The organism is Mesorhizobium sp. CAU 1732 (genome assembly GCF_039888675.1).
Classification (GTDB): Bacteria; Pseudomonadota; Alphaproteobacteria; order Rhizobiales; family Rhizobiaceae; genus Aerobium.
Window position 1 is genome coordinate 2882560 of sequence record NZ_JBDQQR010000001.1, and the last position, 23923, is coordinate 2906482.

25 protein-coding genes are annotated in these 23923 nt (G+C 63.9%); 6 read left to right on the forward strand and 19 right to left on the reverse strand.

What is annotated here, in order from left to right; genetic code table 11:
- Positions 1–76: 76 nt before the first annotated feature.
- Both gltX and gltA read left to right on the forward strand, forming a co-directional pair.
- Positions 77–1501: a glutamate--tRNA ligase gene (gene gltX / locus AAFN55_RS13975; RefSeq protein WP_347799443.1), complete on the forward strand. Its 1425-nt coding sequence runs from the start codon at positions 77–79 to the stop codon at positions 1499–1501.
- Positions 1502–1667: 166 nt separating this feature from the next.
- Positions 1668–2957 (forward strand): citrate synthase, encoded by a 1290-nt coding sequence (gene gltA / locus AAFN55_RS13980; RefSeq protein WP_347799444.1) that lies wholly within the window; start codon positions 1668–1670, stop codon positions 2955–2957.
- A 45-nt stretch (positions 2958–3002) separates the two neighbouring features.
- On the opposite strand, the gene lpxB is transcribed toward gltA, so the two are convergent.
- The 17 genes from lpxB to AAFN55_RS14065 form a co-directional block, all read right to left on the reverse strand.
- Entirely contained in the window at positions 3003–4160 is a 1158-nt protein-coding gene (gene lpxB, locus AAFN55_RS13985) for a lipid-A-disaccharide synthase (RefSeq protein ID WP_347799445.1), read from the reverse strand.
- A complete protein-coding gene (gene lpxI / locus AAFN55_RS13990; protein ID WP_347799446.1) occupies positions 4157–5062 on the reverse strand; it encodes a UDP-2,3-diacylglucosamine diphosphatase LpxI in 906 nt (301 codons plus the stop codon). Before lpxI ends, lpxB begins: the two co-directional genes overlap by 4 nt.
- The gene (lpxA, locus tag AAFN55_RS13995) at positions 5034–5867 is read right to left on the reverse strand and encodes an acyl-ACP--UDP-N-acetylglucosamine O-acyltransferase (protein WP_347799447.1); all 834 of its coding nucleotides are present in this window, start codon (positions 5865–5867) and stop codon (positions 5034–5036) included. The genes lpxI and lpxA overlap by 29 nt, the downstream gene beginning before the upstream one ends.
- Positions 5868–5875: 8 nt before the next feature.
- Positions 5876–6340, reverse strand: a complete 465-nt coding sequence (gene fabZ / locus AAFN55_RS14000; protein WP_347799448.1) for a 3-hydroxyacyl-ACP dehydratase FabZ — start codon at positions 6338–6340, stop codon at positions 5876–5878.
- Positions 6333–7385: a UDP-3-O-(3-hydroxymyristoyl)glucosamine N-acyltransferase gene (gene lpxD, locus AAFN55_RS14005; protein WP_347799449.1), complete on the reverse strand. Its 1053-nt coding sequence runs from the start codon at positions 7383–7385 to the stop codon at positions 6333–6335. Before lpxD ends, fabZ begins: the two co-directional genes overlap by 8 nt.
- A gap of 52 nt (positions 7386–7437) precedes the next feature.
- Positions 7438–9831, reverse strand: coding sequence for an outer membrane protein assembly factor BamA (gene bamA / locus AAFN55_RS14010; protein WP_347799450.1), 2394 nt, complete (start codon positions 9829–9831; stop codon positions 7438–7440).
- Positions 9832–10051: 220 nt separating this feature from the next.
- On the reverse strand, positions 10052–11191 hold the full coding sequence (gene rseP / locus AAFN55_RS14015) for an RIP metalloprotease RseP (protein ID WP_347799451.1): 1140 nt from the start codon (positions 11189–11191) through the stop codon (positions 10052–10054).
- A 122-nt stretch (positions 11192–11313) separates the two neighbouring features.
- Positions 11314–11565: a hypothetical protein gene (locus AAFN55_RS14020; RefSeq protein WP_347799452.1), complete on the reverse strand. Its 252-nt coding sequence runs from the start codon at positions 11563–11565 to the stop codon at positions 11314–11316.
- Between the two features lie 42 nt (positions 11566–11607).
- Positions 11608–12465, reverse strand: coding sequence for a phosphatidate cytidylyltransferase (locus AAFN55_RS14025; RefSeq protein WP_347799453.1), 858 nt, complete (start codon positions 12463–12465; stop codon positions 11608–11610).
- Entirely contained in the window at positions 12462–13220 is a 759-nt protein-coding gene (locus AAFN55_RS14030) for an isoprenyl transferase (protein WP_347799454.1), read from the reverse strand. The genes AAFN55_RS14025 and AAFN55_RS14030 overlap by 4 nt, the downstream gene beginning before the upstream one ends.
- Before the next feature lie 17 nt (positions 13221–13237).
- Positions 13238–13798: a ribosome recycling factor gene (gene frr, locus AAFN55_RS14035; RefSeq protein WP_347799455.1), complete on the reverse strand. Its 561-nt coding sequence runs from the start codon at positions 13796–13798 to the stop codon at positions 13238–13240.
- Between the two features lie 58 nt (positions 13799–13856).
- Entirely contained in the window at positions 13857–14579 is a 723-nt protein-coding gene (gene pyrH / locus AAFN55_RS14040; protein WP_347799456.1) for a UMP kinase, read from the reverse strand.
- Between the two features lie 156 nt (positions 14580–14735).
- On the reverse strand, positions 14736–15461 hold the full coding sequence (locus tag AAFN55_RS14045; protein WP_347799457.1) for a hypothetical protein: 726 nt from the start codon (positions 15459–15461) through the stop codon (positions 14736–14738).
- Positions 15462–16380: 919 nt separating this feature from the next.
- The gene (gene tsf / locus AAFN55_RS14050) at positions 16381–17304 is read right to left on the reverse strand and encodes a translation elongation factor Ts (protein WP_347799458.1); all 924 of its coding nucleotides are present in this window, start codon (positions 17302–17304) and stop codon (positions 16381–16383) included.
- 109 nt (positions 17305–17413) lie between these two features.
- Positions 17414–18211 (reverse strand): 30S ribosomal protein S2, encoded by a 798-nt coding sequence (gene rpsB, locus AAFN55_RS14055; protein ID WP_347799459.1) that lies wholly within the window; start codon positions 18209–18211, stop codon positions 17414–17416.
- Positions 18212–18396: 185 nt separating this feature from the next.
- Positions 18397–18699: a DUF4031 domain-containing protein gene (locus AAFN55_RS14060; RefSeq protein WP_347799460.1), complete on the reverse strand. Its 303-nt coding sequence runs from the start codon at positions 18697–18699 to the stop codon at positions 18397–18399.
- A gap of 13 nt (positions 18700–18712) precedes the next feature.
- Positions 18713–19537, reverse strand: coding sequence for a cell envelope integrity EipB family protein (locus AAFN55_RS14065; RefSeq protein ID WP_347799461.1), 825 nt, complete (start codon positions 19535–19537; stop codon positions 18713–18715).
- A gap of 125 nt (positions 19538–19662) precedes the next feature.
- Between AAFN55_RS14065 and AAFN55_RS14070 the strand changes: the two genes are divergently transcribed.
- From AAFN55_RS14070 to AAFN55_RS14085, 4 genes are all read left to right on the forward strand, one after another.
- Positions 19663–20127, forward strand: a complete 465-nt coding sequence (locus AAFN55_RS14070; protein ID WP_347799462.1) for a RidA family protein — start codon at positions 19663–19665, stop codon at positions 20125–20127.
- A gap of 8 nt (positions 20128–20135) precedes the next feature.
- Entirely contained in the window at positions 20136–20849 is a 714-nt protein-coding gene (locus AAFN55_RS14075; protein WP_347799463.1) for a glycerophosphodiester phosphodiesterase, read from the forward strand.
- A gap of 129 nt (positions 20850–20978) precedes the next feature.
- Positions 20979–22121, forward strand: coding sequence for a GNAT family N-acetyltransferase (locus AAFN55_RS14080; protein ID WP_347800262.1), 1143 nt, complete (start codon positions 20979–20981; stop codon positions 22119–22121).
- A 181-nt stretch (positions 22122–22302) separates the two neighbouring features.
- A complete protein-coding gene (locus AAFN55_RS14085) occupies positions 22303–22725 on the forward strand; it encodes an HIT family protein (RefSeq protein ID WP_347799464.1) in 423 nt (140 codons plus the stop codon).
- 10 nt (positions 22726–22735) lie between these two features.
- Here the strand turns inward: AAFN55_RS14085 and AAFN55_RS14090 are convergent, their stop codons facing one another.
- Positions 22736–23092 (reverse strand): AzlD domain-containing protein, encoded by a 357-nt coding sequence (locus AAFN55_RS14090; protein ID WP_347799465.1) that lies wholly within the window; start codon positions 23090–23092, stop codon positions 22736–22738.
- Complete coding sequence (locus tag AAFN55_RS14095) at positions 23089–23835, reverse strand: AzlC family ABC transporter permease (protein WP_347799466.1); 747 nt, start codon at positions 23833–23835, stop codon at positions 23089–23091. The genes AAFN55_RS14090 and AAFN55_RS14095 overlap by 4 nt, the downstream gene beginning before the upstream one ends.
- Between the last annotated feature and the right edge of the window lie 88 nt (positions 23836–23923).

The following is a 23923-nucleotide window of genomic DNA, read 5'->3' on the forward strand; positions in this document are numbered from 1 at the left end:
ATGCTACATGAGCGCCAGCAAAAGACCATCGGGCGGCCAATGCCGCCCCGCAACGACGCTTCCCGGGAAGAAATCCATGTCTGACAAGGTCGTAACCCGCTTCGCGCCGTCGCCGACGGGCTATCTTCATATCGGCGGCGCGCGCACCGCGCTCTTCAACTGGCTCTACGCCCAGCACACGGGCGGCGTCATGCTGCTGCGCATCGAGGATACCGATCGCGAGCGCTCCACTGACGCGGCCACGGCGGCGATTCTCGATGGACTGTCCTGGCTTGGCTTGCAGTGGGATGGCGAGCCGGTTTCGCAATTCGAACGCGCGCCGCGTCACCGCGAAGTCGCCGAGGAACTCGTGCGCGCCGGCAAGGCGTATTATTGCTACGCCTCGCCCGAGGAGCTCACCGAGATGCGCGAGAAGGCCCGCGCGGAGGGCCGTCCACCCCGTTATGACGGACGTTGGCGCGACCGCGATCCTTCCGAGGCTCCGGCTGGCGCGAAGGGCGCGATCCGTATCAAGGCGCCGCGCGACGGTGAGACGATCGTCCGCGATCGCGTGCAGGGCGATGTCCGTTTTCCCAACAAGGATCTCGACGATTTCATCATCCTTCGCTCAGACGGCAATCCGACCTACATGCATGCCGTCGTCGTCGACGATCACGATATGGGCGTCACCCATATCATCCGGGGCGACGATCACCTGACGAACGCCGCGCGCCAGACGGTCATTTATCAGGCGATGGGTTGGGATGTGCCTGTCATGGCGCATATCCCGCTCATTCACGGTGCGGACGGCGCAAAACTCTCCAAGCGCCACGGCGCTCTCGGCGTCGAAGCATATCGCGCGCTCGGCTATCTTCCCGAAGCGCTGCGCAACTACCTCGTCCGCCTTGGCTGGAGCCACGGAGACGACGAGGTGATGGCCGCGCAGGACATGATCCGCTGGTTCGAGATCGAGGACGTCAACAAGGGTGCCGCGCGCTTCGACTTCCAGAAGCTGGAGGCTTTGAACGGCGTCTACATGCGCCAGAGCGACGATGCCGCCCTGCTCGACCAGTTCCTCTCGACCCTGCCCTACATCGAAGAGCGTGGCGCAATTCCGGCCGAGCTGAACGAGCGGGACAAGGCGATGCTGCTTGCGGCGATGCCCGGTCTGAAAGAGCGCGCAAAGACGCTGGTCGAACTTGCCGACAGCGCGCAGTATCTCTTTGCGGCTCGGCCATTGGCGCTCGACGAAAAGGCGGCGCAAATCCTTGACGCCGATGCGCGAGCCACGATCGCGGGGCTGCTTCCGGATTTCGAAGCCATTGACGACTGGTCGGCGCAATCGACCGAGGCGGCGGTGCGAGCTTACGCTGAAAAAACAGGGCTGAAACTGGGCAAGGTGGCGCAGCCCCTGCGCGCTGCGCTGACCGGGCGCGCAACCTCGCCCGGCGTGTTCGACGTGCTCGGCGTGCTCGGGCGCGAGGAGAGCCTGGAACGCCTGCGTGACCAGACAAGTGCCTGAATTTGCGCGGTCACGACGATCTTTTGCATTGCAACAATGCGCTGGCGGGATAGCTTGGCACGCTCCCGCAAATGCGATAGCAAGAGCGCGCAATCGGCGCGCGGTTGTTATGCATTATCGCTGACGGCATCGACGACGAGGCAACATACATTGAGAGGTGATTGTCATGACCAATTCGACTGCAAAGCTTGATTTCAAAGGCAAGGCCAGCGAATTCAAGGTCCGAAAAGGGTCGGTCGGGCCGGACGTCATCGACATCAGCGCCCTCTACAAGGACACCGGCGCGTTCACCTACGATCCCGGTTTCACCTCCACCGCAAGCTGCGAATCGAAGATCACCTACATCGATGGCGACGCGGGCGTGCTGCTGCACCGCGGCTACCCCATCGATCAGTTGGCCGAGCACGGCGACTTCCTCGAAGCCTGCTATCTGCTGCTCTACGGCGAGCTTCCGACCAAGGCCCAGAAGGACGATTTCGACTACCGCGTGACGCGCCACACGATGGTGCACGAACAGATGACGCGCTTCTTCACCGGCTTCCGCCGCGACGCGCATCCGATGGCCGTCATGTGCGGCGTCGTCGGCGCCATGTCTGCCTTCTATCACGACTCCACGGACATTTCGGATCCGCACCAGCGCATGGTCGCGTCGATCCGCATGATCGCGAAGATGCCGACGATCGCCGCGATGGCGTACAAATACCATATCGGCCAGCCCTTCGTTTACCCGAAGAACGAGCTCAACTTCGCTGCAAACTTCCTGCACATGTGCTTTGCCGTGCCGTGCGAGGACTACAAGGTCAATCCGGTTCTGGCGCGCGCCATGGAGCGGATTTTCATCCTCCACGCCGACCATGAGCAGAATGCATCGACGTCCACCGTCCGCCTCGCAGGCTCTTCGGGCGCCAACCCGTTCGCGTGCATCGCGGCCGGCATTGCGTGCCTGTGGGGTCCCGCCCATGGCGGCGCCAACGAGGCGGCGCTCAACATGCTGGCCGAAATCGGCCACGTGGACCGCATTCCCGAATTCATCGCGCGCGCCAAGGACAAGGACGATCCGTTCCGCCTGATGGGCTTCGGCCACCGCGTCTACAAGAACTACGACCCGCGCGCCAAGATCATGCAGAAGACCACGCACGAGGTTCTGGGCGAGCTCGGCATCAAGGACGATCCGCTGCTCGACGTCGCGATGGAGCTCGAAAAGATCGCGCTGACCGATGAGTATTTCATCGAGAAGAAGCTCTATCCGAACATCGACTTCTATTCCGGCATCACGCTGAAGGCTCTGGGCTTCCCCACCACGATGTTCACCGTTCTGTTCGCGGTGGCGCGTACCGTTGGCTGGATCGCGCAGTGGAAGGAAATGATCGAGGATCCGCATCAGAAGATCGGCCGTCCGCGCCAGCTCTACACCGGCGAGGCCTCGCGCGACTACGTGCCGATCGCGAAGCGCTGATCGGTCTACATCGCAGACAAAAAGGCGGCCGTGAGCCGCCTTTTTCTATTGTGCGGATATCAGCGACAGGACCGCTTCAGCGGCGAGTTCGCCGGACGGCCGTTCCGTCGCAAGCGTGTCCGCGACCTGCGCGAACCCGGCCAGTTGCGCCGCACGCTGCGGCGTCTGCGCCCACAACTGCTCGATCAACCGTGCCAGATAAGCCGGCCGGACATACGCGTTGTAGTATTCCGGCACCACCGGCCAATCGGCAATCAGGTTCGGAAGAGACGCGGACCAGGTGGTGACAAGCCCCATCAGCCGCGTTGCAATCCAATCTGTGCGGTAGCACGAGACGAGCGGAACCCGCGCCAGAGCGAGTTCGAGCGACACCGTGCCGGATGCGGCCAGCGCGGCGTCTGCTTCCGCGAACGCTGCCCATTTCTGATCGTCCGTGTGAACGATCGCCGGTCGAACGCGCCATGTCGCCGATGCTGCCTCGACCTCGGCCGCAACGTGAGGCACCGTCGGGATCGTCACCGAAAAGCTGTGGCCGCGGTCTGCGAGCACGCTGACGGTGTCGCCGAACGGACCGAGCAATCGGCCGACCTCGCTGCGCCGCGATCCCGGAAGCACGAGCAGGTTCCTTGTCTCCTGCGGCACTCTTGAAGCCTGCTTCTCCGCAGCCGCGACGATGCCCCGATTGCTGGTGAGCCGGTGCCCGACATAGGTGCCAGGTGGTCCTGCCAATCGCTCCAGCACCGCAGGCTCGAAGGGAAGAACGCAGAGAATGCGATCCACATAGGGTCGCATCGCCACTGCGCGCCCCGGTCGCCATGCCCAGACGCTGGGGCACACATAGTGGACGATCGGTATCGACGGGTTCGCGGCACGAACCTTCTTCGCCACGCGCAGCCCGAAGTCGGGGCTGTCGATCGTGATCAGGCAATCGGGAGGATCGCGAAGGATCGCCTCGGCCGTCTGGCCGATCCGGCGGATCAGCCGTGAGAGGTCCTTCACCACGGCGGTGATGCCCATCAATGCGATCTGCGATGAATCGAAAAGCGGGACCAGTCCCCTCGCCTGCAGATGCCGGCCGCCGATGCCGACGAGTTCGATGGATCGGCCGGACCGCGCCGCAAGCGCATCCACAAGGTCAGCGCCGAGCAGATCGCCCGACTCTTCGCCGGCGACGATGCCTATGCGCAACGGACGCGTGCTCATCGCGCGTCGCCGCTGTTGCCGAGACCGATGACGAACATGCCGTGCTCGTCGGCGAGCGCGATCGTCTGGTCGAAATCGAGGATGAACGATCGTCGTGCGTCGACTGCGATGCCCGCCAAACCAGCCGCGTGGGCGCCCCGGATCGTCTCCGGACCGATCGCGGGAAGGTCGGCCCGCATATCCTGCTGAGGCTTGCAGCGCTTGACGAGAACGCCGCGCTCCTTGCCCGCCAGACGTCCGTGGCCGCGAAGGTCCAAGGTCCGGGCCAGCAGACCGTCGGTGCCCTCGATGCCTTCGAGAGCGATCGCGCGCCCTCCGATCGCTACGGCTGCCTGTCCGATGTCGAGAGCGCCGATGGCGAGCGCCGCCTGGGAGGCTGCCTCGACGTCCTTTCGGTCGGTTCCGGTCGGCCCCACATGTGTGAGAATGCCCTCCGGCGCGAGCAGGTTGGGAACCACCTCGTGCGCGCCGACGACCGTGATTCCCGCCTTTTCAAACAGGCTGATGATCGTCCGCAGCAATCCGTCGTCGCCGCGCTTGAAGGCTGCCGCGATATGCGGAATGAAAGCGAGCGTCGCCAGCCCCCAGCGCACCTTGCCCAGTTTTGGCCGGCGACCGATATGGCCCGCCAATACGAGCCTGGTAACGCCGGCGCGCTTCAGCCTCGAGGGAATTGCAGGCGCATCTTCCAGCGGAAGGATCAGATGCTCGACCGCGGAGAAATCCGACGCCTCGTGCCCTTCGCCCTCGAACACCACGACAAAGGGGTTGAGCCCCTGCCTCGCCAGCGTGTTGACGATTGCGATGGGAAGCGCTCCACCGCCGGCAATGACGCCGATACGTCCCTGCGCATCGCTCAGCGGGCTGGGGTGCTCAGCCTCGGTCATCGTCGGATGAGGCATCATGCTCGCCCAATGGCGGCACCACGAAATGACGCTTGCCGCGGCTGGTGAGGAAATCGAGAATTTCCTGGACCGCAGGCGTATCGGCGAACTTGATGCGCGCCAGTTCGGCATTGTCCGCAACCGTCCCGGTGGACGAGAAAATCACCCGGTACGCCTCGCGCAGCGTGAGAAGATCGCTTCGCGTCATGCCCGAGCGCTTCAATCCAACCACATTGAATCCGCGCAGCTTTGCACGGTTTCCAACGGCCATGCCGTAGGGGATGACATCGCCCACGACCGCCGAGCAGCCGCCCACGAATGCGCGTCGTCCAATCCGCACGAACTGGTGAACGGCCGTCAGACCGCCGATGATCACGTTGTCGCCGACCTCGCAGTGCCCGCCGAGCGTCGCGCCATTGGTCAGCGTCACGTTGTCTCCGACGATGCAGTCATGCGCGACGTGCGAATAGGCGAGAAAGAAGCCGTTGTCGCCGACATTGGTTGCGCCGCGGCCCGTATCCGAGCCGGCGTGCATGGTGACCGCTTCGTGGATCCGGCAGTTGCTGCCGATCGTCAGTGTCGTGCGACCACCCTGATGCTTGCTGTCCTGCGGCGGCCCGCCGAGTGCGCTTTGCGCCAGGACACGGGTGCCGGAGCCGATCGTCGTGGCGCCCGTTACGGACACATGGCTGCTCAACTCGACGCCGTCACCCAGGATCACGTCGGCACCCACATAGCAGAATGGTCCGACCCGGACGCCGGTACCGAGTTGTGCACCAGCTTCGACGACCGCCGCCGGATGGATCTGTGTCGGTTCGCTCATTGTATGCGTCAGCTCTGCTTGGGCGACATCATGGCCGATATCTCGGCCTCGGCGACTTTTGCGCCATCGACGATCGCCTCGCAAGCGAAACGCCAGATATTGCCGCGCTGCTTGAGCTTCTTGACGTGGATTTCGAGGCGATCTCCCGGAACGACCGGGCGGCGGAACTTCGCGCCATCCACGGTCATGAAGTAGACCAGAGACGGCTTGTCCTCGCCAGTCGAGCGGATGCAGATCGCACCCGCCGTCTGCGCCATGGCCTCGATGATGAGCACGCCCGGCATGACCGGCTGGCTCGGGAAATGGCCCTGGAAATGCGGCTCGTTGAACGTCACGTTCTTGATGCCGATCGCCGAATTGTCGCCGTCGATCTCGATGACCCGGTCGATCAGCATGAACGGATAGCGATGCGGCAGGAGCTTCAGAAGCTGAAGGATATCGAGTGTCTCGAGCGTTGCGGTGGCCTCAGCCATCTCCACTCCTCCTCTTGCCGCGCATGTCGCGGACCATTGAACGCAGAAACGCGTATTCGCGCATCGTGTCTTTCATCGGCTGGGCGGGAAATCCACCCCACCGCTCGCCGGCGGGCACGTCGTGCATCAGACCGCTGCCTGCGGCGATCTGCGCGCGATCGCCGATCGTCAGGTGATCCGCGACACCGACATTTCCCCCCATCATGACCCCGTCTCCAAGCGTGACCGAGCCGGAAAGCCCGCACTGACCCGCGACGATACACGAACGGCCAATCCGGACATTGTGGGCAATCTGGACGAGATTATCGATCTTCGTCCCCTCGCCGATCACGGTGTCCGACATCGCGCCACGGTCGACCGTCGTGTTGGCGCCGATCTCGACGTCATCCTGAATGACGACGCGGCCGATCTGGGGAACTTTTTCCAGACCCGCGACACCCGGGACATAGCCGAAGCCGTCCTGGCCGATGCGCACGCCTGCGTGGACGATCACGCGGTTGCCGAGCAAGGCATGCTGCAGCGTCGCGCCCGGTCCGATGTAGCAATCGCGCCCGACCTGACACGACGCCCCGATCACGACGTTCGGCGCGATCACCGTACCGGATCCGATCGCAACCCGAGGTCCGATGACCGCCCCCGGCTCGATGATGGCCCCGGGTTCGATCAATGCGTCGGGATGAACATGGGCCGCAGCGGAAATGCCGGTTTCGCCCGTCAAGGCGATCGGGCGCGCCGCACCCGGAAACATCAGCCGGCCAATGGCGGCGAAATCGACTTGAGGGTGCTTCGATATCAGAACCGCGGCACCCATCGGCACGAGATGCGCGACCTCTGGCGTGCACAGCACGACCGAGGCTTCCACAGCCGTGGCGTGCCGCTTTCCCGAAACGAAGATCAGCGAGCCCTCACCGCCTTCATCGGCAGGCGCAAGGCGTCGGGCTTCGTTCTTCGCCTTATCCGGCGTGCGGAGCTCCGCGCCTGTCAGATAAGCGATTTCGTCCGCTGTAAAACGGCGCGACGGTTCAAAGAATACCGGATCGGTCATGCAAGCCTTCTCTTCCGGGCCGCCAGACGGCCCGGAAGCGCGTTGCCCGTCTTTAGAACCGGGTCGAGATGCCGAAGCTGAAGTTCTGCTCCAGATCGCCGTCTTCCTTGAGGACCGGCACCGCATAGTTCACGCGGAGCGGACCGAAGGGCGACGCCCACAGGATACCGGCGCCAACCGAAGCACGCCATTCCATGTCGGTGCCGACGATGTTCGATCCGGCGATGCGAACGACATCGTTGCCGAAAACCGTGGCGGCGTCGGCGAACGCGGCGCCGCGCAGCCCGATGCTTTCGGGGATGAGCGGAAGCGGGAACTGCACTTCGGCCGAGGCATTCAGGTAGCTCGTGCCGCCCAGATGATCGCCGGTTCCCTGATCGCGAGGGCCGATGCCGTTATGCTTGAAGCCGCGGATCATGCGGTCGTTGCTCTGGAAGTGATCGAAAACCCGCAGGTTCTCGTCGCCATAGCTCACGATGTGACCGCCACCAGCCGACAGCAGGCCGACCATGTCGAACTGATCGGACAGGGTCTGGTAGTAGGTGCCACGACCGGTCAGCTTGACCCACTGTGCATCGCCACCGAGACCGGCAACTTCCGCCGTGACGTTGGCGAAGAGACCTTCGCGCGGGTTCCGCATGTCGTCGATGGTGTTGTAGGTCAGCGCCGCGCTGACCGACGACTTCACCCATGGGCTCTGAGTATCGATGGCAGTCCGCAGATACTGCGACAAATTACACTTGGCCGCGTCATACTCCAAACCGCCTGTAACGGGGTTCAGAGTAAGGCAGTCTTCGTCGTACTCGTACTTTTCCTGCGTGTAGTTATACGCAAGCTGCGAGGTCAGAGCCTGTGTGATCGGCAGGCCGAAACGGATCGTACCACCGGTCAGCTCGGTCTTGTAATCGTCGTATTCGCGCGTGTTCCGATAGATGTCGAAACCGGCGCTGATGCGACGACCGAGGAAATACGGCTCGGTGAACGAGAACGTGTAGTCGCGCGAGTTCCTGCCGCCCGCGACTGCAAGCCGGATGGACTGGCCGCGACCGAGGAAGTTGCGCTCGGCAATCGAGCCCTCGACCGAGAAACCGGCCTGCGCGCTGTTGCCCGTCGTGTAACCACCGCCGACGGAGAGTTCACCCGTCGACTTCTCGATGACGTCGACAACGAGAACGACCTGGTCAGGCTCCGAGCCCGGCGCTGTCGCGATGTTGACTGTCGAAAAGAAATCAAGGCGTTCGAGGCGCTGCTTCGCGCGGCGCACAAGCACCTGATTGAAGGCATCGCCCTCGCTGAAATCGAACTCGCGACGAATGACATAGTCACGCGTCCGCTCATTGCCGCGGATTTCGATCCGTTCGACATAGGCGCGCGGGCCCTGATCGATCGTGTAGACCACCGAAATGGTCTGGTTTTCGAAATTGCGGTCGCCGCGCGGGGTGACCTGTGCGAATGCGAAGCCGCTATCGGCAACACGCTCGGACAGTCCAACGATCGATGCTTCGACGTCCTCGGCGCTGTAGTAATTGCCTTCGCGCGTCTTGAGCGACGAACGGAACTCTTCGGCACTGATGCCCTCGACGGTGCTTTCGACCTCGATCGCACCAAACTTGTAGCGCTGGCCTTCGTCGATGACGAAATTCACGCGATAGGCGTTTTCGGCCTCATCAAACTGACCTTGCGACGAGATCACACGGAAATCCGCGAAGCCGCGATTGTAATAGAAGCGGCGAAGCGCCTCTTCATCGGCACGCAGCTTGTCTTCGTCGTAGATATCGTTGCGCGTCAGGAACGACAGAACATTCGAGCGCTTCGTCGAGATGACCTCGCGCAGGCGACCGTCGCTGAACGCGGAATTGCCCTCGAATTCGATCGTGGCGATCTTGGTACGATCGCCTTCCTGAACGTTGAAGACGACATTGACGCGATTTTCGCCGAGATCGACGACCTGCGAGGTCACGGTTGCATCATCGCGGCCGATACGGGCGTAAGCCTGACGGATCGTCTCGGCATCAGCCTCCATCAGCGCGCTGGAATAAGAGCTGCGCGGCTTGAGCTGCACCTGCCGTGACAGGTCGGCGTCCTTGATCTTGCGATTGCCCTGGAAGAGCACCTGGTTGACGATCGAGTACTCGTCGACCGTGACGACCAGCGTCGAACCGGACTGGTTGATGCGGACATCGGAGAAAAGCCCCGTTCCGAAAAGGCGCTTTACTGCCTCGTCGATCTCACCGCTGCCGAAATTGGCGCCGGGGCGAATGCCTACATAGTTGCGGATGGTCTCAGCATCGACACGGCTGTTGCCGCGAACTTCGATGTTGTTGACGACCGCGGCATGAGCCACGGAAACCGCTGCTAGCTGCAGGGCAGCCGTGCCTGAGATCATCAGGGCGGCTGACAGAGCCGCCGCCGAAGCTGCGCTCAACAAATTGGAAGCTGCCTTCATTGGGCTTTCAAACCTTTTATTCTCGTAGTCCCCACGGCGAGAAATCCCGGACGTCGCGGTCAAGTCTGCTACCGTATTACCCGGATTTCACCCATACGCAAGGCTCGCGGTTAAGAAGCGTTTACTAAATCCTCGGGCGTGACATTCGCGTCACGCATATCCCGAGCCATGGTAAACGCGCCGTCAATCGGAGGCCCAAGTCTCACATTCTGTTCACTTTTCAGCACCCGAAAATATCGTTCCAGAAAACGAACGCCATAAAGCCGAGCACCAGAAGCAATCCGATTCGGTAGACCATTTCCATGATCCGCTCCGAAACCGGTCGCCGCATCACCGCCTCTACTCCGTAGAAGGCGAGATGGCCACCGTCTAATGGCGGAATCGGCAGAAGATTCAAAAAGCCGATGCCGACGGACAGAAGCGCGACAAGCTGCACCAGCCATTCGAAGCCGAGCGCGGCCGCCCTGCCGGCCATGTCCGCGATCTTGACCGGGCCGCCGAGCTGGCACCGATCCTCGCGCCCGACGACGAAACGCTGCAGGAACTGCGCGGTGCGAACGATGATGTGGCCGGTTTCCTTGACCGCCTCGCCAACGGCCGCAACCGGTCCGAAGGTGATCTGGCGCGGCTGTCCGAGTTCTTCATTGTTGACGACGCCGATGACGCCGACCTTGATCGCATTGCCGAGCGCGTCGGTCTGATCGACGACTTCCGGCGTGGCGGTCAGCGTCACTTCCTCGCTGCCGCGCATCATCACGAAGGCGATGGCGTCGCCTGCCCTGCCCGATACGAGCCGCTGCACGTCGCCGAAGGTCTGGACCTGGCGGCCGTCGACCGTGACGAAGCGGTCGCCTGGCTGGAACCCGGCAATGGCCGCGGGACTGTCCGGCCGAACCTCGGCAACCGTGGGGTCGGAGATATAGCGCCCGTAGATGGAGAACATCACGGCGAAGACGGCAATGGTCAGGAGGAAATTGAACAGCGGCCCCGCAACGACCGTCGCGGCCCTCTTCCAGACGGGCTGGAGATGGAAGGCGACCTTCTTCTCCTCGGCGCTCAACACTTCCGTGTCCTGGGCGCCGGGATCGCTCGTCACGCTCATGTCGCCGACGAACTTGACGTAACCGCCGAGCGGGATGGCCGAGAGCTTCCAGCGTGTTCCGCGCCGGTCGTTGAAACCCAACAGTTCCGGCCCGAATCCGATCGAGAATTCGCGAACACCGATGCCGCACCAGCGGCCGACGAGATAGTGTCCCATCTCATGGACGAAGACCACGATCGTCAGAACGAACAGAAACGGAATGATCGTCGTGATGAGGATGTTGTCGAGGCTGAAGAATGTGGTCAGGAAATCAGTCAACGTCGCCCCTTATCCGCTCGTTCACGCACGATTTGCGGCCAGATGTCATGGCAATACAGGCGAATCCGTGTCCGAACCTGACCATGATAGCCCGTGATCGCTAAGCCTCGCGCTGCGTCACATCATACCTTGCGCACCGCGCGGAGGATTCGCTTCCAGATCGTGCCGCCGAGATAGCGGTCGAACACGATGAAATAGGCGATGATCGCAGCCAGGAGCAGCAGCGCGCGCCAGCCCTCGAGTGCGAAGCCGTTTTCCGTCGCGCCGCCGAATACGACGCCGATGACATATCCCAACACCGCAAACGCTGTGATCAGGTCGAGAATGAAGGCCAGAACGATGCGCCAGGTCGAGACGGAGTTCGATTCGGTCATGCGATATCGCTCTGAAGATGTTTTTCCAACTGCCTGATTCCCCTAGAAGAAAGCATGTGCGGGCGTTTCGAGCCCGGCGACAACGCCGCCGATGAGCCACATCCCGAACGCGGCCGCCACGAGGCCGTCGACACGGTCCATGACGCCGCCATGCCCGGGAATCAGCTTGCTCGAATCCTTGATCGCGAAGCGTCGCTTCAACGACGATTCGAACAGATCTCCGATCTGCGAGATGACTGACAGCACGAGCGCGAAGAGGCACATCACGGCAATCCCGAGCGCCGCGCCGCCATACATCGCGGCAATGAGGCCAGCGGCGATGCCTGCGACCGTGCCGCCGATCGCGCCGCTCCAGGTCTTGCCGGGCGAAATGGACGGCGCCAGTTTCGGCCCTCCGACAGCCTTGCCGACGAAATAGGCGAGGATGTCGGTCGACCATACGATGGCAAACAGAAACAGCGTCGCCGCGAACCCCGACGAATCGTCGCCACGGACGAGCGAGAGCGAAAGCCCCGAAAGCCCGGCATAGGCAAGTCCTGCGACCGGCCAGAAACCGCCCCCGGCAAAGGCGGCGTGACCGGCACCGACCACGATCGCTGCGACGATCACGCCGATCATCACGACCGCCGACGCACCGAACACCAGCGCCGCGAGGACGATCGCCATCAGGCACCAGAGAAGCGCACCATGCACGCCGCCCGGCTCTTTCGCGGTCATGACCGACCATTCGTAAAAGACCGCGCCGGCGATGACGGCGCACAGCAGCCTGTACCAGATGCCGCCCGCCCAGGTGAGCGCGAGCACGACAGCGATCAGCACGATGGCCGACACGACACGCTGCTTCAGATTGCTGGCGGCGTGCCCCACATTGCCCGGTTCAGCGCCGGTGGCGTCTGTCATAACGCCACGTCGCGCGCCACGACGCCGCCGAACCGGCGTTCGCGCCCCGCAAAGCTCTCGATCGCCTGCTCCAGTTCGGCCGGGCCGAAATCGGGCCAGTAACACGGCATGAAGACGAGTTCCGAATAGGCCCCCTGCCAGAGCAGGAAGTTCGACAGGCGCTGCTCGCCGCTGGTGCGGACGATCAGGTCGGGATCGGGAATGTGCCTTGTATCGAGGAACTGGCCGAATGCTTCCGGCGTGATCTCGGCCGGGTCGAGCGTTCCGGCGGCGGCTGCTTCCGCGAACGTGCGGGCAGCGCGCGCGATCTCGTCACGCGATCCATAGTTGAACGCGATGACGAGGTTCATCGCCTTGTTTGCCGCCGTCAGCGCTTCGGCTTCCTCGATCAGCGAACGGATGTCGCGGGACAGGCCGTCCCGCTCTCCGATCATCAACACCCGCACGCCGGCCTGATGGATCTCGGCCAGATCGCGGCGGATGAACATCTTGAGCAGGCCCATGAGGTCGCTGACCTCGGATTTGGGCCGCGACCAGTTTTCCGACGAGAACGCGTAGACCGTCAGCCATTCGACGCCGAGGTCGCCTGCGGCCCTCACGGTGCGGCGCAGCGCCTCGACGCCCGCCCTGTGGCCCGCGGCGCGCGGCAGGCCGCGTGCCTTCGCCCAGCGGCCATTGCCATCCATGATGATCGCGATGTGAGCAGGCTTCAAGTCTCGGTTCCTTTCAGGAAAACCAGCATCGCGCAACTGCATCCAGCGCGCAACGATGCCTAGACCTGCATGATCTCGGCTTCCTTCTCGGCAAGCAAGCCGTCGATCGTGGTGATCGTCTCGTCGGTGATCTTCTGGACGCGGTCGGACTGGACGCGAGAATCGTCCTGGCTGATGTCGCCGTCCTTCTCCGCCTTCTTGGCGATCTCCATGCCGTCGCGCCGGACGTGGCGCGTCGCCACCTTCGCCTGCTCGGCATATTGATGCGCGATCTTGGCCAGTTCCTTGCGGCGCTGCTCGTTCAGTTCGGGCAGAGGGATGCGCAGATTGGTGCCGTCAACGATCGGGTTGAAGCCCATATTGGATTCGCGGATCGCCCGATCGACGGCGCCGACCAGTTGCTTGTCCCACACCGATACCGAGATCATGCGCGGCTCAGGCACGGAAACGGTCGCGACCTGGTTGATCGGCATCGGCGCGCCATAGGCCTGAACGACGATCGGATCGAGCAGGTTGGACGATGCGCGGCCCGTGCGAAGCGACGCGAGGTCGTTCCTGAACGCGCTGATCGCGCCATCCATGCGTCGCTGAATGTCCTTGAAATCGACCCCGTCGCTCATTTAACCCTCCGCTGCCGGCCACGCCGGTCCTTTTTGATCGTGGTGTCCACGGATTACGCTATGCGTCACTGACGACAGTGCAGCGTCCAGCACCCTTGAGAATGGCGCCAAAGCCGCCCTGCTCGTGAATCGAGTAGACGATTATCGGAATGTTGTTCTCACGTGCAAGTGCAATTGCGGCGGCATCCATGATCGAAAGGCCTTCGCGCAGCACATCCGAGTGCGTGATGCGCTCGTAACGCGTCGCGGTCGGGTCTTTCTTCGGGTCGGCCGAGTAGACGCCATCGACCTGCGTGCCCTTGAACAAGGCGTCCGCGCCGATCTCGGCGGCGCGCAAGGCAGCCGCGGAATCGGTCGTGAAGAAGGGATTGCCGGTGCCGCCGGCGAAGATCACGACCTTGCCCTGGTTCATGTAGGCGGTCGCCTGGCGCTGCGAAAAGCTCTCGCACAGTTCCGGCATGGCGATGGCCGACAGGACCACGGCATCGACGCCGATCTTGACCAGGGAGGTGCGCAGCGCGAGCGAGTTGATGACGGTCGCCAGCATGCCCATGTGGTCGCCGGTGACCCGATCGCCGCCCGCGGAGGCCACGGCCACGCCGCGAAAGATGTTTCCGCCGCCGATCACCACGCCGACCTCGACGCCCATGTCGCGCGCTTCCCTGATGTCGGAGGCGATGCGATCGACCACGGAGACGTCGATGCCGAATCCCTGCTCGCCCATGAGCGCTTCGCCGGAAGCTTTGAGGAGGACGCGGCGATAGGCTGGCTTGGACGGCATATGATCCTCATCGGGTGCGGGAAAGTTGCGCTGCGATACACGAAGGGCGCCGCGATGTCACGCGGTCGCGAACCTGACGCGGTTTTCCGTTACCACGCCCCGTTTCCGGTCTGGCCATTTCAGGAATCCGTTCGTCTTCGCCGGTTTTCCGCGCCGTCATGACGTGTCGGGCCGCTCCATCGCCCAGGCGGCGAGGCCGTGCACGGTGTCGAGAATGTCGTGGATCTCGTGGGTCGGCCGGGTGCGCGCACCGGGCGGGCGGCCGGGACGCAACGGCCAGACGCGGCGAATGCGGCCGGGCCGGCGGTGGTTTTGCGTGGCCGCGGGGTCGCGGTCGATAGGTTGCGCGCGGGCGTCGCGGGTTGCGCGCCAGCGGGCGAAGCGCCGGGCCTGTCGCGGCAGGTCGTCGAGGGCTGCGGCCAGCGCGGCGAGGCGCAGTTCGAGGCGGGCAGCATCGACCGGGTCGTCTGCTGCGGGCGGGCGGGGGACGGGAAACGGGTCGCGCAAGCCGGGGAAACAGATGCGCGGAACGCCGCTCCGCGACGATCGCCGAGGGCGGTGCTGGCGCGGCAGCGGGTCGAAGAGCCGGAAGCCGTGGCGGGCCTCGGCCGGGGACGCTTGTCTCGCCGGGGGACCTGCGGGGAGCTTCGGCCTGCGCAGGCGCGCCGGCGCAACGGTGACCACGAGGCCGCGCGCGGCGACGATCACCAGCCGCCGCGCCGCCGCCTCGGCCGGCCGCAGCAGGCGGAGCAAGGTCCGGTGGAGCATGCGCGGCATGGTGCGGTCCGCGACGCCGCAGGCGATGCCGGCCATCGCCACAAGGCTCGCCAGCACGCTTTTCAGCGCCTGACGGTTCCTCTCGATCGCGGCCTTCCAGTCCATCGCATCCTCCGCCCTTCGGTCAAGGTGGGGGGATTCTCGCGCGGGTTTGGGGGAGGTGGATAAAATGGGGTGGGGTTGCGGCGATGGTTTTCGCAAGTGGCTGATCGGGCTTGGGAAACGGTTTCGGCGATGCGGAAATCTTTCCACCTGCGGTCCACCTCACTTTCGTCATTCTCGGGCGACCGGAGCGCAGCGGAGGGAGACCCGGGAATCCATGCCTCGCCGGTTGGTGAGAGACGGGGTGGTCCCGAAGTTCGGTCAGTTTCGCATGATCGAACCGGTGCCAGGTTCTGCACCACCGAGCGGCGGAACCGGAGAGGCATGGATCCCCGGGTCTGCGCATCGAGCTTCGCTCGACGCTCCGCCCGAGGATGACGAAGTGGATGGGGTAGGCTCACCGATAACCGTCAGTGTCAAAGCTGGCTCAGCCGAACCCACCCCGCTTTCGTCATTCTCGGGCGATCGGAGCGCAGCGGAGGGAGACCCGGGAATCCATGCCTCGCCGGTGGGTGACGGGTGGGGTGGTCCCGATGGTTCGTGGTCTCCGGTGACCGGGCAAGCGCCGGGTTCTGCACCATCCTGCGACGGGATCGGCGAGGCATGGATCCCCGGGTCTGCGCATCGAGCTTCGCTCAATGCTCCGCCCGAGGATGACGAAGTGGGTGGGGGATGCCTCGAGATGGCGAAGGTGGGAGCCTTGAGGGTGACGACGTGGGCGTGGGAAGGCTCATCGAAAACCGTCACCGCCTCCGAACCTGGCTCAACCGGAAACCACCCCCCACTTTCGTCATTCTCGGGCGACTGGAGCGAAGCGGAGGGAGGCCCGCAAAACAAAACGCCTCCCGGTCCTGTCGGACCGGGAGGCGTCGAGACTTGGCCGGGTTGGAGCGATGCTCCAACGTCGGATATCAGCCCGTGATCAGCCCTTGGCGGCAGCGGCGACTTCGGCGGCGAAGTCGCTCTGTTCCTTCTCGATGCCCTCGCCCAGCGCGAAGCGCAGGAAGCCGGTGAGGGTCGCGGGTGCGCCGATGTCCTTTTCGGCGGCCTTGAGGGCCGCCTCGACCGTCAGGTCGGGATTGAGGACGAAGGCCTGCTTGAGCAGGACGACTTCCTCGAAGAACTTGCGCATGCGGCCTTCGACCATCTTCTCGATGATGTTCTCGGGCTTGCCGGACTCGCGCGCCTGGGCAGCGAAGATGTCCTTTTCGCGGGTGACGGCAGAGGCGTCGACCTCGTCGGCGGTGAGCGCCAGCGGGTTGGTCGCGGCAACGTGCATGGCGACCTGACGCGCGAAGGCGCGCGCGGCTTCCGCGTCACCGGTCGTCTCGATGGCGACGAGCACGCCCATCTTGCCGAGATTGTCGGCGACCGCGTTGTGCACGTAGGTCGCGACCGCGCCGGACGAGACGGAGAGCTTGCCCACGCGGCGCAGGCTCATGTTCTCGCCGATCGTGCCGATGGCGTCCTTGATCGTGTCGCTGACGGTCTTGGAACCGCCCGGATAGGTCGCGGCGGCAACCGCTTCGGTGGAACCGTCGGTCGACAGGGCAACCTGCGTGACGTTGCGCACGATGTCCTGGAACGCGTCGTTGCGGGCAACGAAGTCGGTTTCGGAATTCACCTCGACGACGACCGCGCTGGTCGCGTCGGACTGGACGCCGATCAGGCCTTCGGCAGCGGTGCGGCCGGCCTTCTTGTCGGCCTTCGCGATGCCCTTCGTGCGCAGCCAGTCGACGGCTGCCTCCATGTCGCCATTGGTCTCGCCAAGGGCCGTCTTGCAGTCCATCATGCCCGCGCCGGTCATGTCGCGCAGTTGTTTGACCTGTGCAGCAGAAATGCTCATTGTCGCCTCTTCAATTCATGAATGCTCAAAAGGCGAGGCGCACCGTGGGTTTTCCAGGTGCGCCTGCCGAATGCCTAAAAGGTGCACGCCGCAGCCGCGGCAGGCAGGATTACGCGTCCTTGGCGTCCGCAGCCGGAGCTTCAGCCGGTGCCTCGTCGAGCGTCGGCTCGACCGGGGTCTCGATCGAAGCGCCGATGTCGACGCCGAGCGCGCCCTGCTGGCGCGCGATACCGTCGAGAGCAGCCTTGGCGACCAGATCGCAATACAGCGAAATCGCGCGGGCGGCGTCATCGTTGCCCGGGATCGGGTAGTCGATCTTGTCCGGGTCGCAGTTCGAATCGATGATCGCGACGACCGGAATGCCCAGACGCTTGGCTTCGAGGATCGCGATCGCTTCCTTGTTGGTGTCGATCACGAACATCAGGTCGGGCGTCGAGCCCATGTCCTTGATGCCGCCCAGTGCCTTGTCGAGCTTCTCGCGCTCGCGGTCGAGGTTCAGGCGCTCCTTCTTGGTGAAGCCCTGTGCTTCGCCGCCCGACAGCATCTCGTCGAGCTTGCGCAGGCGCGAGATCGAGTTCGAGATCGTCTTCCAGTTGGTGAGCATGCCGCCCAGCCAACGCGAGTTGACGTAATACTGTGCCGAACGCTGAGCGGCGTCAGCGACGATGTCCGACGCCTGGCGCTTGGTGCCGACGAAGAGAACGCGGCCGCCCTTGGCGACGGTGTCCGAAACCTGTTTCAGCGCCTGCTCGAGGAGCGGCACGGTCTGCGACAGGTCGATGACGTGGATGTTGTTGCGGGCGCCGAAGATGTAGGGCGCCATCTTCGGGTTCCAGCGGTGAGTCTGGTGGCCGAAGTGAACACCAGCTTCAAGAAGCTGGCGCATGCTGAAATCAGGCAATGCCATTCAAAAAGTTCCTTTCCGGTTAGCCTCCACGGACCATCGGCTTCGGGACGAAGTCCCTCCGCCACCGGAGGTTTTCTGCCGGATTTCTCCCGGTCAGACACCCAAGTCCGTGTGTGGAATGAGGCGGCATATAGAGGCTGTCGGACGAAAACGCAACCGCCTCCGGTCCACTTGCCCGCACAGGGTCACTCCGCCGCAGCGGTGACCGCACGCCTGGTTCCTTTCGCGCCCGTCACCTTGACCTTGCGGAACACCGCGAGGATCCCTGCCCTGTCCACCGCGAGCGCCCCCATGCGGACCGCGCGGTCGCGCTCGAAACCGGTGAGGTCGTAGTGCGGCGCGGACGTCTTGGGCGGCCCCTGATAGGCTGAGCGATGGATACCGATCCGCGATGCGAAGCGGTGAAGCTCGGCCTCGTCGTCGGCGAGCATGTGGCACCAGCGCTTGTTCGCCCACTTCCAGATCGCGTCGTCGACATACACCGCCAAGGTCTGCGCCCACCTATTCGGCGCAGGCCTCAGGCGCGTCGAACATCGACAGATCGACCAGCCTGCCGGTCATGGTGAAGTCGCCATAGTCCATGGTGAGGTCGCGCGTCACGCCGCTCTCATGGAGCTTGAAGCTGATGCGGTAGGTCGGCAGTTCCTCGCCCTCCTCGTCACCGCTCATGTCGAAATAGGCGACATCGACCGGCCAGAAACCGTCCTTGGCGATCGGTTCTATCACGGAGAGTTCGGGGTCGTTGGTCTTCGGCTGGGCTTCCTTGCCGATGATGACGGTGGTGGTCATCACCTTGTCGGCATCCTCCGACGCGTCATACAGGCTCGTCTCGTAGAAGGTCTCGCCGTCCTCGGCTTTCTTCAGCATTTCGAGGAGATGCTGTGTCGGGAACTGCGTGGCGCCGAGCTCCACTTCCTGGACTTCAGGCTTCTGCAGCGAGACGACCGTCGCATCCGGGGTCAAAGTCGCCTTGCCCTTCAACTCCTTATCCAGCGACTGGTCGATGAAGGACCGGGTCACGAAATTGAAGTTATGCCCCTCCCCGTCCTCGAACGTCGTGGTCTGCTGGTCCGTCACCCGCGAGGCCTCGGCGGTGTCGATCTGCGTGACGAATCGGAACGTCACCGTGTAACCGTCGCAGGCCGAGCCGTTGAACTCGTAGACCATGCGGCCGCTGATGCCGGTGATGCCGGATCGGTCCGACGCATTGTCGAGCGCCAGATCATAGACGGCGCGGTGAGGAATGAGGCCGGCTGCGGACGCGGGCGCAACAGTGCCGGCGGTGGCAAGCAGGATGGCAGGCAAGGCGAGGCGCGTGACGCGCATGAACTCTTCTCCGAAGGACGGCTGGTCCGCAAACTGACTATTCACCACAGGGAACATTCGTGGCAGAAGCGAGGCGCGGTGCGCGATCCGCTCAAATCCCTGCTTCGCAGCATAAGGACTAGATGATGGTAGACACAATCCATAAACGGCTCGCAGATCTGGGTGTGACGCTTCCCGCAGCCGCCGCGCCCGCCGCCAACTACGTGCCCTATTCCCAAAGCGACAAGCTTCTGCTCACGGCCGGCCAGCTTCCGCTGGCAGGCGGCAAGCTCATATCGACCGGGCTTCTGGGGCGCGATCTCGACACGGACGCCGGCAAGGACGCCGCCAAACAGTGCGCGATCAACATCCTTGCGCAAATCCAGGCGGCGACGGGCGATCTCGAGCAGATCGCGAAGCTGGTGAAGATCACCGTCTTCGTCGCCTCGACGCCCGATTTCACCGAGCAGCATCTGGTGGCCAACGGCGCTTCGGACTTTCTGGCCGACGCGCTGGGCGATCGCGGCAAGCATGCCCGCTCGGCGGTCGGCGTCGCGTGCCTGCCGCTGAACGCGCCGGTCGAAATCGAAGCCATCGTCGAACTCAAATAGGCCTACCCATGTCGGACATCTCCTGGCTTACGCGCCGCCCGATCGCGCATCGCGGCTTCCACGATTTGAACGTCAAGCGTTGGGAAAACACGCTGTCGGCCTTCGACGCCGCGATCGACAAGGGATACGCGATCGAGTGCGACGTGCATCTGTCGTCGGACGGCGTGCCGGTCGTGTTCCACGATCATGTGCTGACGCGCCTTGTGGGTCAGGAAGGGCATGTCCATGACAAGACGGCGGCCGACCTTGCGCAGATGAGGGTCGGCGGCACGGACGATCATGTGCCGACGCTGGCGGAAATGCTGGCGCGCGTGCGCGGCCGGGTGCCGCTCGTCATCGAGCTCAAGGGCATCGAGGGCCAGGATACCGGCCTCGTGGCAGCCGTGGCGCAGGCGCTGGACGGCTATGAGGGCGAGGCTGCGATCATGTCGTTCGACCATTGGCTGATCCGCCAGTTCGAGACCGATGCGCCGGGCATCCCGGCCGGGCTGACGGCGCATGGGCGCACGATCCGCGACCTCGAGGCGCATTTCTCGATGCTGGCGCATCCGATTTCGTTCGTGTCCTTCGGCGTGATGGACCTGCCCAACCCGTTCGTGACCTTCGTGCGCGAGAAGCTGGCGATGCCCGTCATCACCTGGACGGTGCGCGACCAGTGGGCGCAGGATTTGACCACCGCACATGCCGACCAGATGACGTTCGAGGGGTTCGACGCGGCCTGATTTCGCAACCGTGACGTCAGGCATCTTGCATCGCACAATCGGTGGCGTATCTAGTGCGGGATGAACACATCGGGCCATGATGGAGGGACGGCGGCGACAAGCGAATTCGTGATTCGCGTCGTGCCGGGCATGGAGGGGTTCGACCGCTCCGAGTGGGACGCGCTTGCGGGCGCGTCGAAGTCGGCCTCGGGCGACACGCCCTACAATCCCTTCATATCGTTCGATTTCCTCAGCATTCTGGAAGAAAGCGGCTGCGCCGCGCGCAAGACCGGTTGGCTCGCGCAGCATCTGCGCCTCGAAGCGCCGGACGGCTCGCTTCGGGGCGCGGTGCCCTGCTATCTCAAGAGCCACAGCCAGGGCGAATACGTCTTCGACTATGGCTGGGCGGATGCGTTCGAGCGGGCCGGCGGGCAGTATTATCCGAAATTGCAGGTCTCGGTTCCGTTCACGCCCGCCACCGGCCCGCGCTTGCTGGCGAAGACGAACCACGCTTCGCCGACGACAAAGCGCGCGCTGGCCGAGGGATTGAAAGCGCTGTGCGACCGCATCGGTGCGTCCTCTGCCCATGTGACATTCGCCGAACAAGACGACATCGACACGCTCACCGAGAGCGGGTTCCTGCATCGCATGGACCAGCAGTTCCACTTCTTCAACGAAGGCTATGGAAGCTATGACGATTTTCTTGCGACGCTTGCGTCGCGCAAGCGCAAGGCGCTGAAGCGCGAGCGCCGCGAAGCGCTGGCCTCCGGCATCGAGATCAAATGGCTGACCGGCTCGGACCTCACGGAACAGGTGTGGGACGACTTCTTCGCCTTCTACATGGATACCGGCGGACGAAAATGGGGCACGCCCTATCTCAACCGCACATTCTTCTCGCTGGTCGGCGAACGCATGGCCGACGACGTGCTGCTGGTGATGGCACAGCGGGATGGTCGCAACATTGCCGGCGCCATCAACTTCATCGGCGGCGACACGCTCTACGGTCGCAACTGGGGCTGCGTCGAGGACCACCCCTTCCTGCATTTCGAGGTATGCTATCATCAGGCGATCGACTTTGCGATCGACCGGAAACTTCGGGTGGTCGAGGCAGGCGCGCAAGGCGAGCACAAGCTGGCGCGCGGCTATCGGCCCGTCGTGACCCACTCGGCGCACCACATCGCCCATCCGGGCCTGCGGCGCGCGGTCTCGGACTATCTCGACAGGGAGCGCCGCGAGGTCGTGTCGGTGGCGGAGTATCTCGAGGAGCATACGCCGTTCAGGAAGGGCGAATAGGGCAGTAGGGCAGTAGGGCAGTAGGGCAGTAGGGCAGTAGGGCAGTAGGGCAGTAGGGCAGTAGGGCAGTGACGTGCTGTCGCTTGCCTGTTCGGCTGCAAGCCTTAATCGTTGACGCGCTGCGACATTCGCCTATTCCCTTACTGCCTTATTCCCCTGCTGCCCCAATTCCGAGGTTCCCATGTCCACCGCCTACGACCCAGACAACGTCTTCGCCAAAATCCTGCGCGGCGCCCTGCCGGCCGAGAAACTCTACGAGGATGACGCGACGTTTGCGTTCATGGACATCATGCCGCGCGGCGACGGGCATTGCCTGGTGATTCCCAAAGCGCCGTCGCGCAACATTCTGGATGTCGAGGCAGACAGCCTCGCCGCCGTCGCGGCGACGACCCAGAAACTGGCGCGTGCGGTGGTGAAGGCTTTCGACGCCGATGGCGTGACCGTGCAGCAGTTCAACGAACCGGCGGGCGGCCAGGTCGTCTTCCACCTGCATGTCCACATCATCCCGCGATTCGACGGGGTGAACCTCAAGCCGCACACGGGCGAAATGGCCGACCCGGCCGTTCTCGCTACGCACGCCGAAAAGATCAGGGCAGCGCTGTAGGTTCGGTGTTTTAGCTGAAACCGATCGCGTAGAGGCCTGCCAGAAGGACGGCCTCCGCGACTGCGATCCCCACGACCACGCGCTTGCCAATCAAGATGTAGGCGACGAACCCCGATCCCGCCGCGAGCAGGCGAAGCGCAAGCGGCGCATCGGCAAGCGAGCCGCTCGGAAAGACGATGAGATTGCCGATGACGGCCGCGACCAGCGCCGTCGCCAGCGCGCGCACCATGACGAGCGCTTCCGAATCCTCCCTGATCCGACCGCCGAGATAGACGCCGAGGAACCGCCAGACGTCTGTCGCAAGCCATCCGGCAACGAGGATGAAGAGATACGGCCACCACCATGTGTCTATCGCGGTAAACGTCATTCGGGTGCCCTCGCCCGCATGAGGCGATGAATCGCGTAGGCACCGATGCCGCCGATCAGGCCTGCCGCGAGCAGGTCGAAGCCGGGCAGCCAGAGATGGAACAGCGGCCCGAGGATGAGCCCGAATGCCATCGCGACATGGCTGGCCGATTCGCGCGCCGAACCCCACAGGGACGTCAGGAAATACATCGGCGTCAGCAGCAGCAGCGCCGCCGACAAGGCGGGCGGCAGGCTTCCGGCAATCGCGTAGACGATCGCCACGACCACCATGTTGGCCAGCACGAGCGAGCCGCCGAGCCCGCCATAGTAGACGGTCCGCATGTCGCGCGGAACATGCTTGACCCGCTCCATCGCCAGCACCCACGAGGTGACGGCGACGAAATGCGACAGCAGGTAGAGAACCCACGGTCGCGTGCGCTCGGTGCGCAGTTCCGGCACGAGCGCGACGACCATCGGCGTCAGCCGCACCGAGGACAGCGCGACCGCGAAGGCTGCGGCCGGGAGCGAACTGCCCGCCAGGATCGCGCCGATCAGCACCACCTTCGCCGGCAGCGCCCAGACGACACCCGTCATGAAAACGGCCTGCGCCAGCGTGATTCCCGCCTCGCGCGCGAGGCCGGCGAACCCCACGAATGCGCTCATCAGCAACAGCGCCGGGATGGAAGCAGCCGCAAGGATGCCCCGGAGGAACCAGTAGCGGTAGGTGGACGGCTTTGGTGGGGAGTTCGGATTCGGCGAGATCATGTCCGTTTCGGACTAGCATGCGGATCGCGCCGATGCGATTCCGATGACAGACATTGTCGGCGTTTGGCCCCACCGAGCATCGGACATA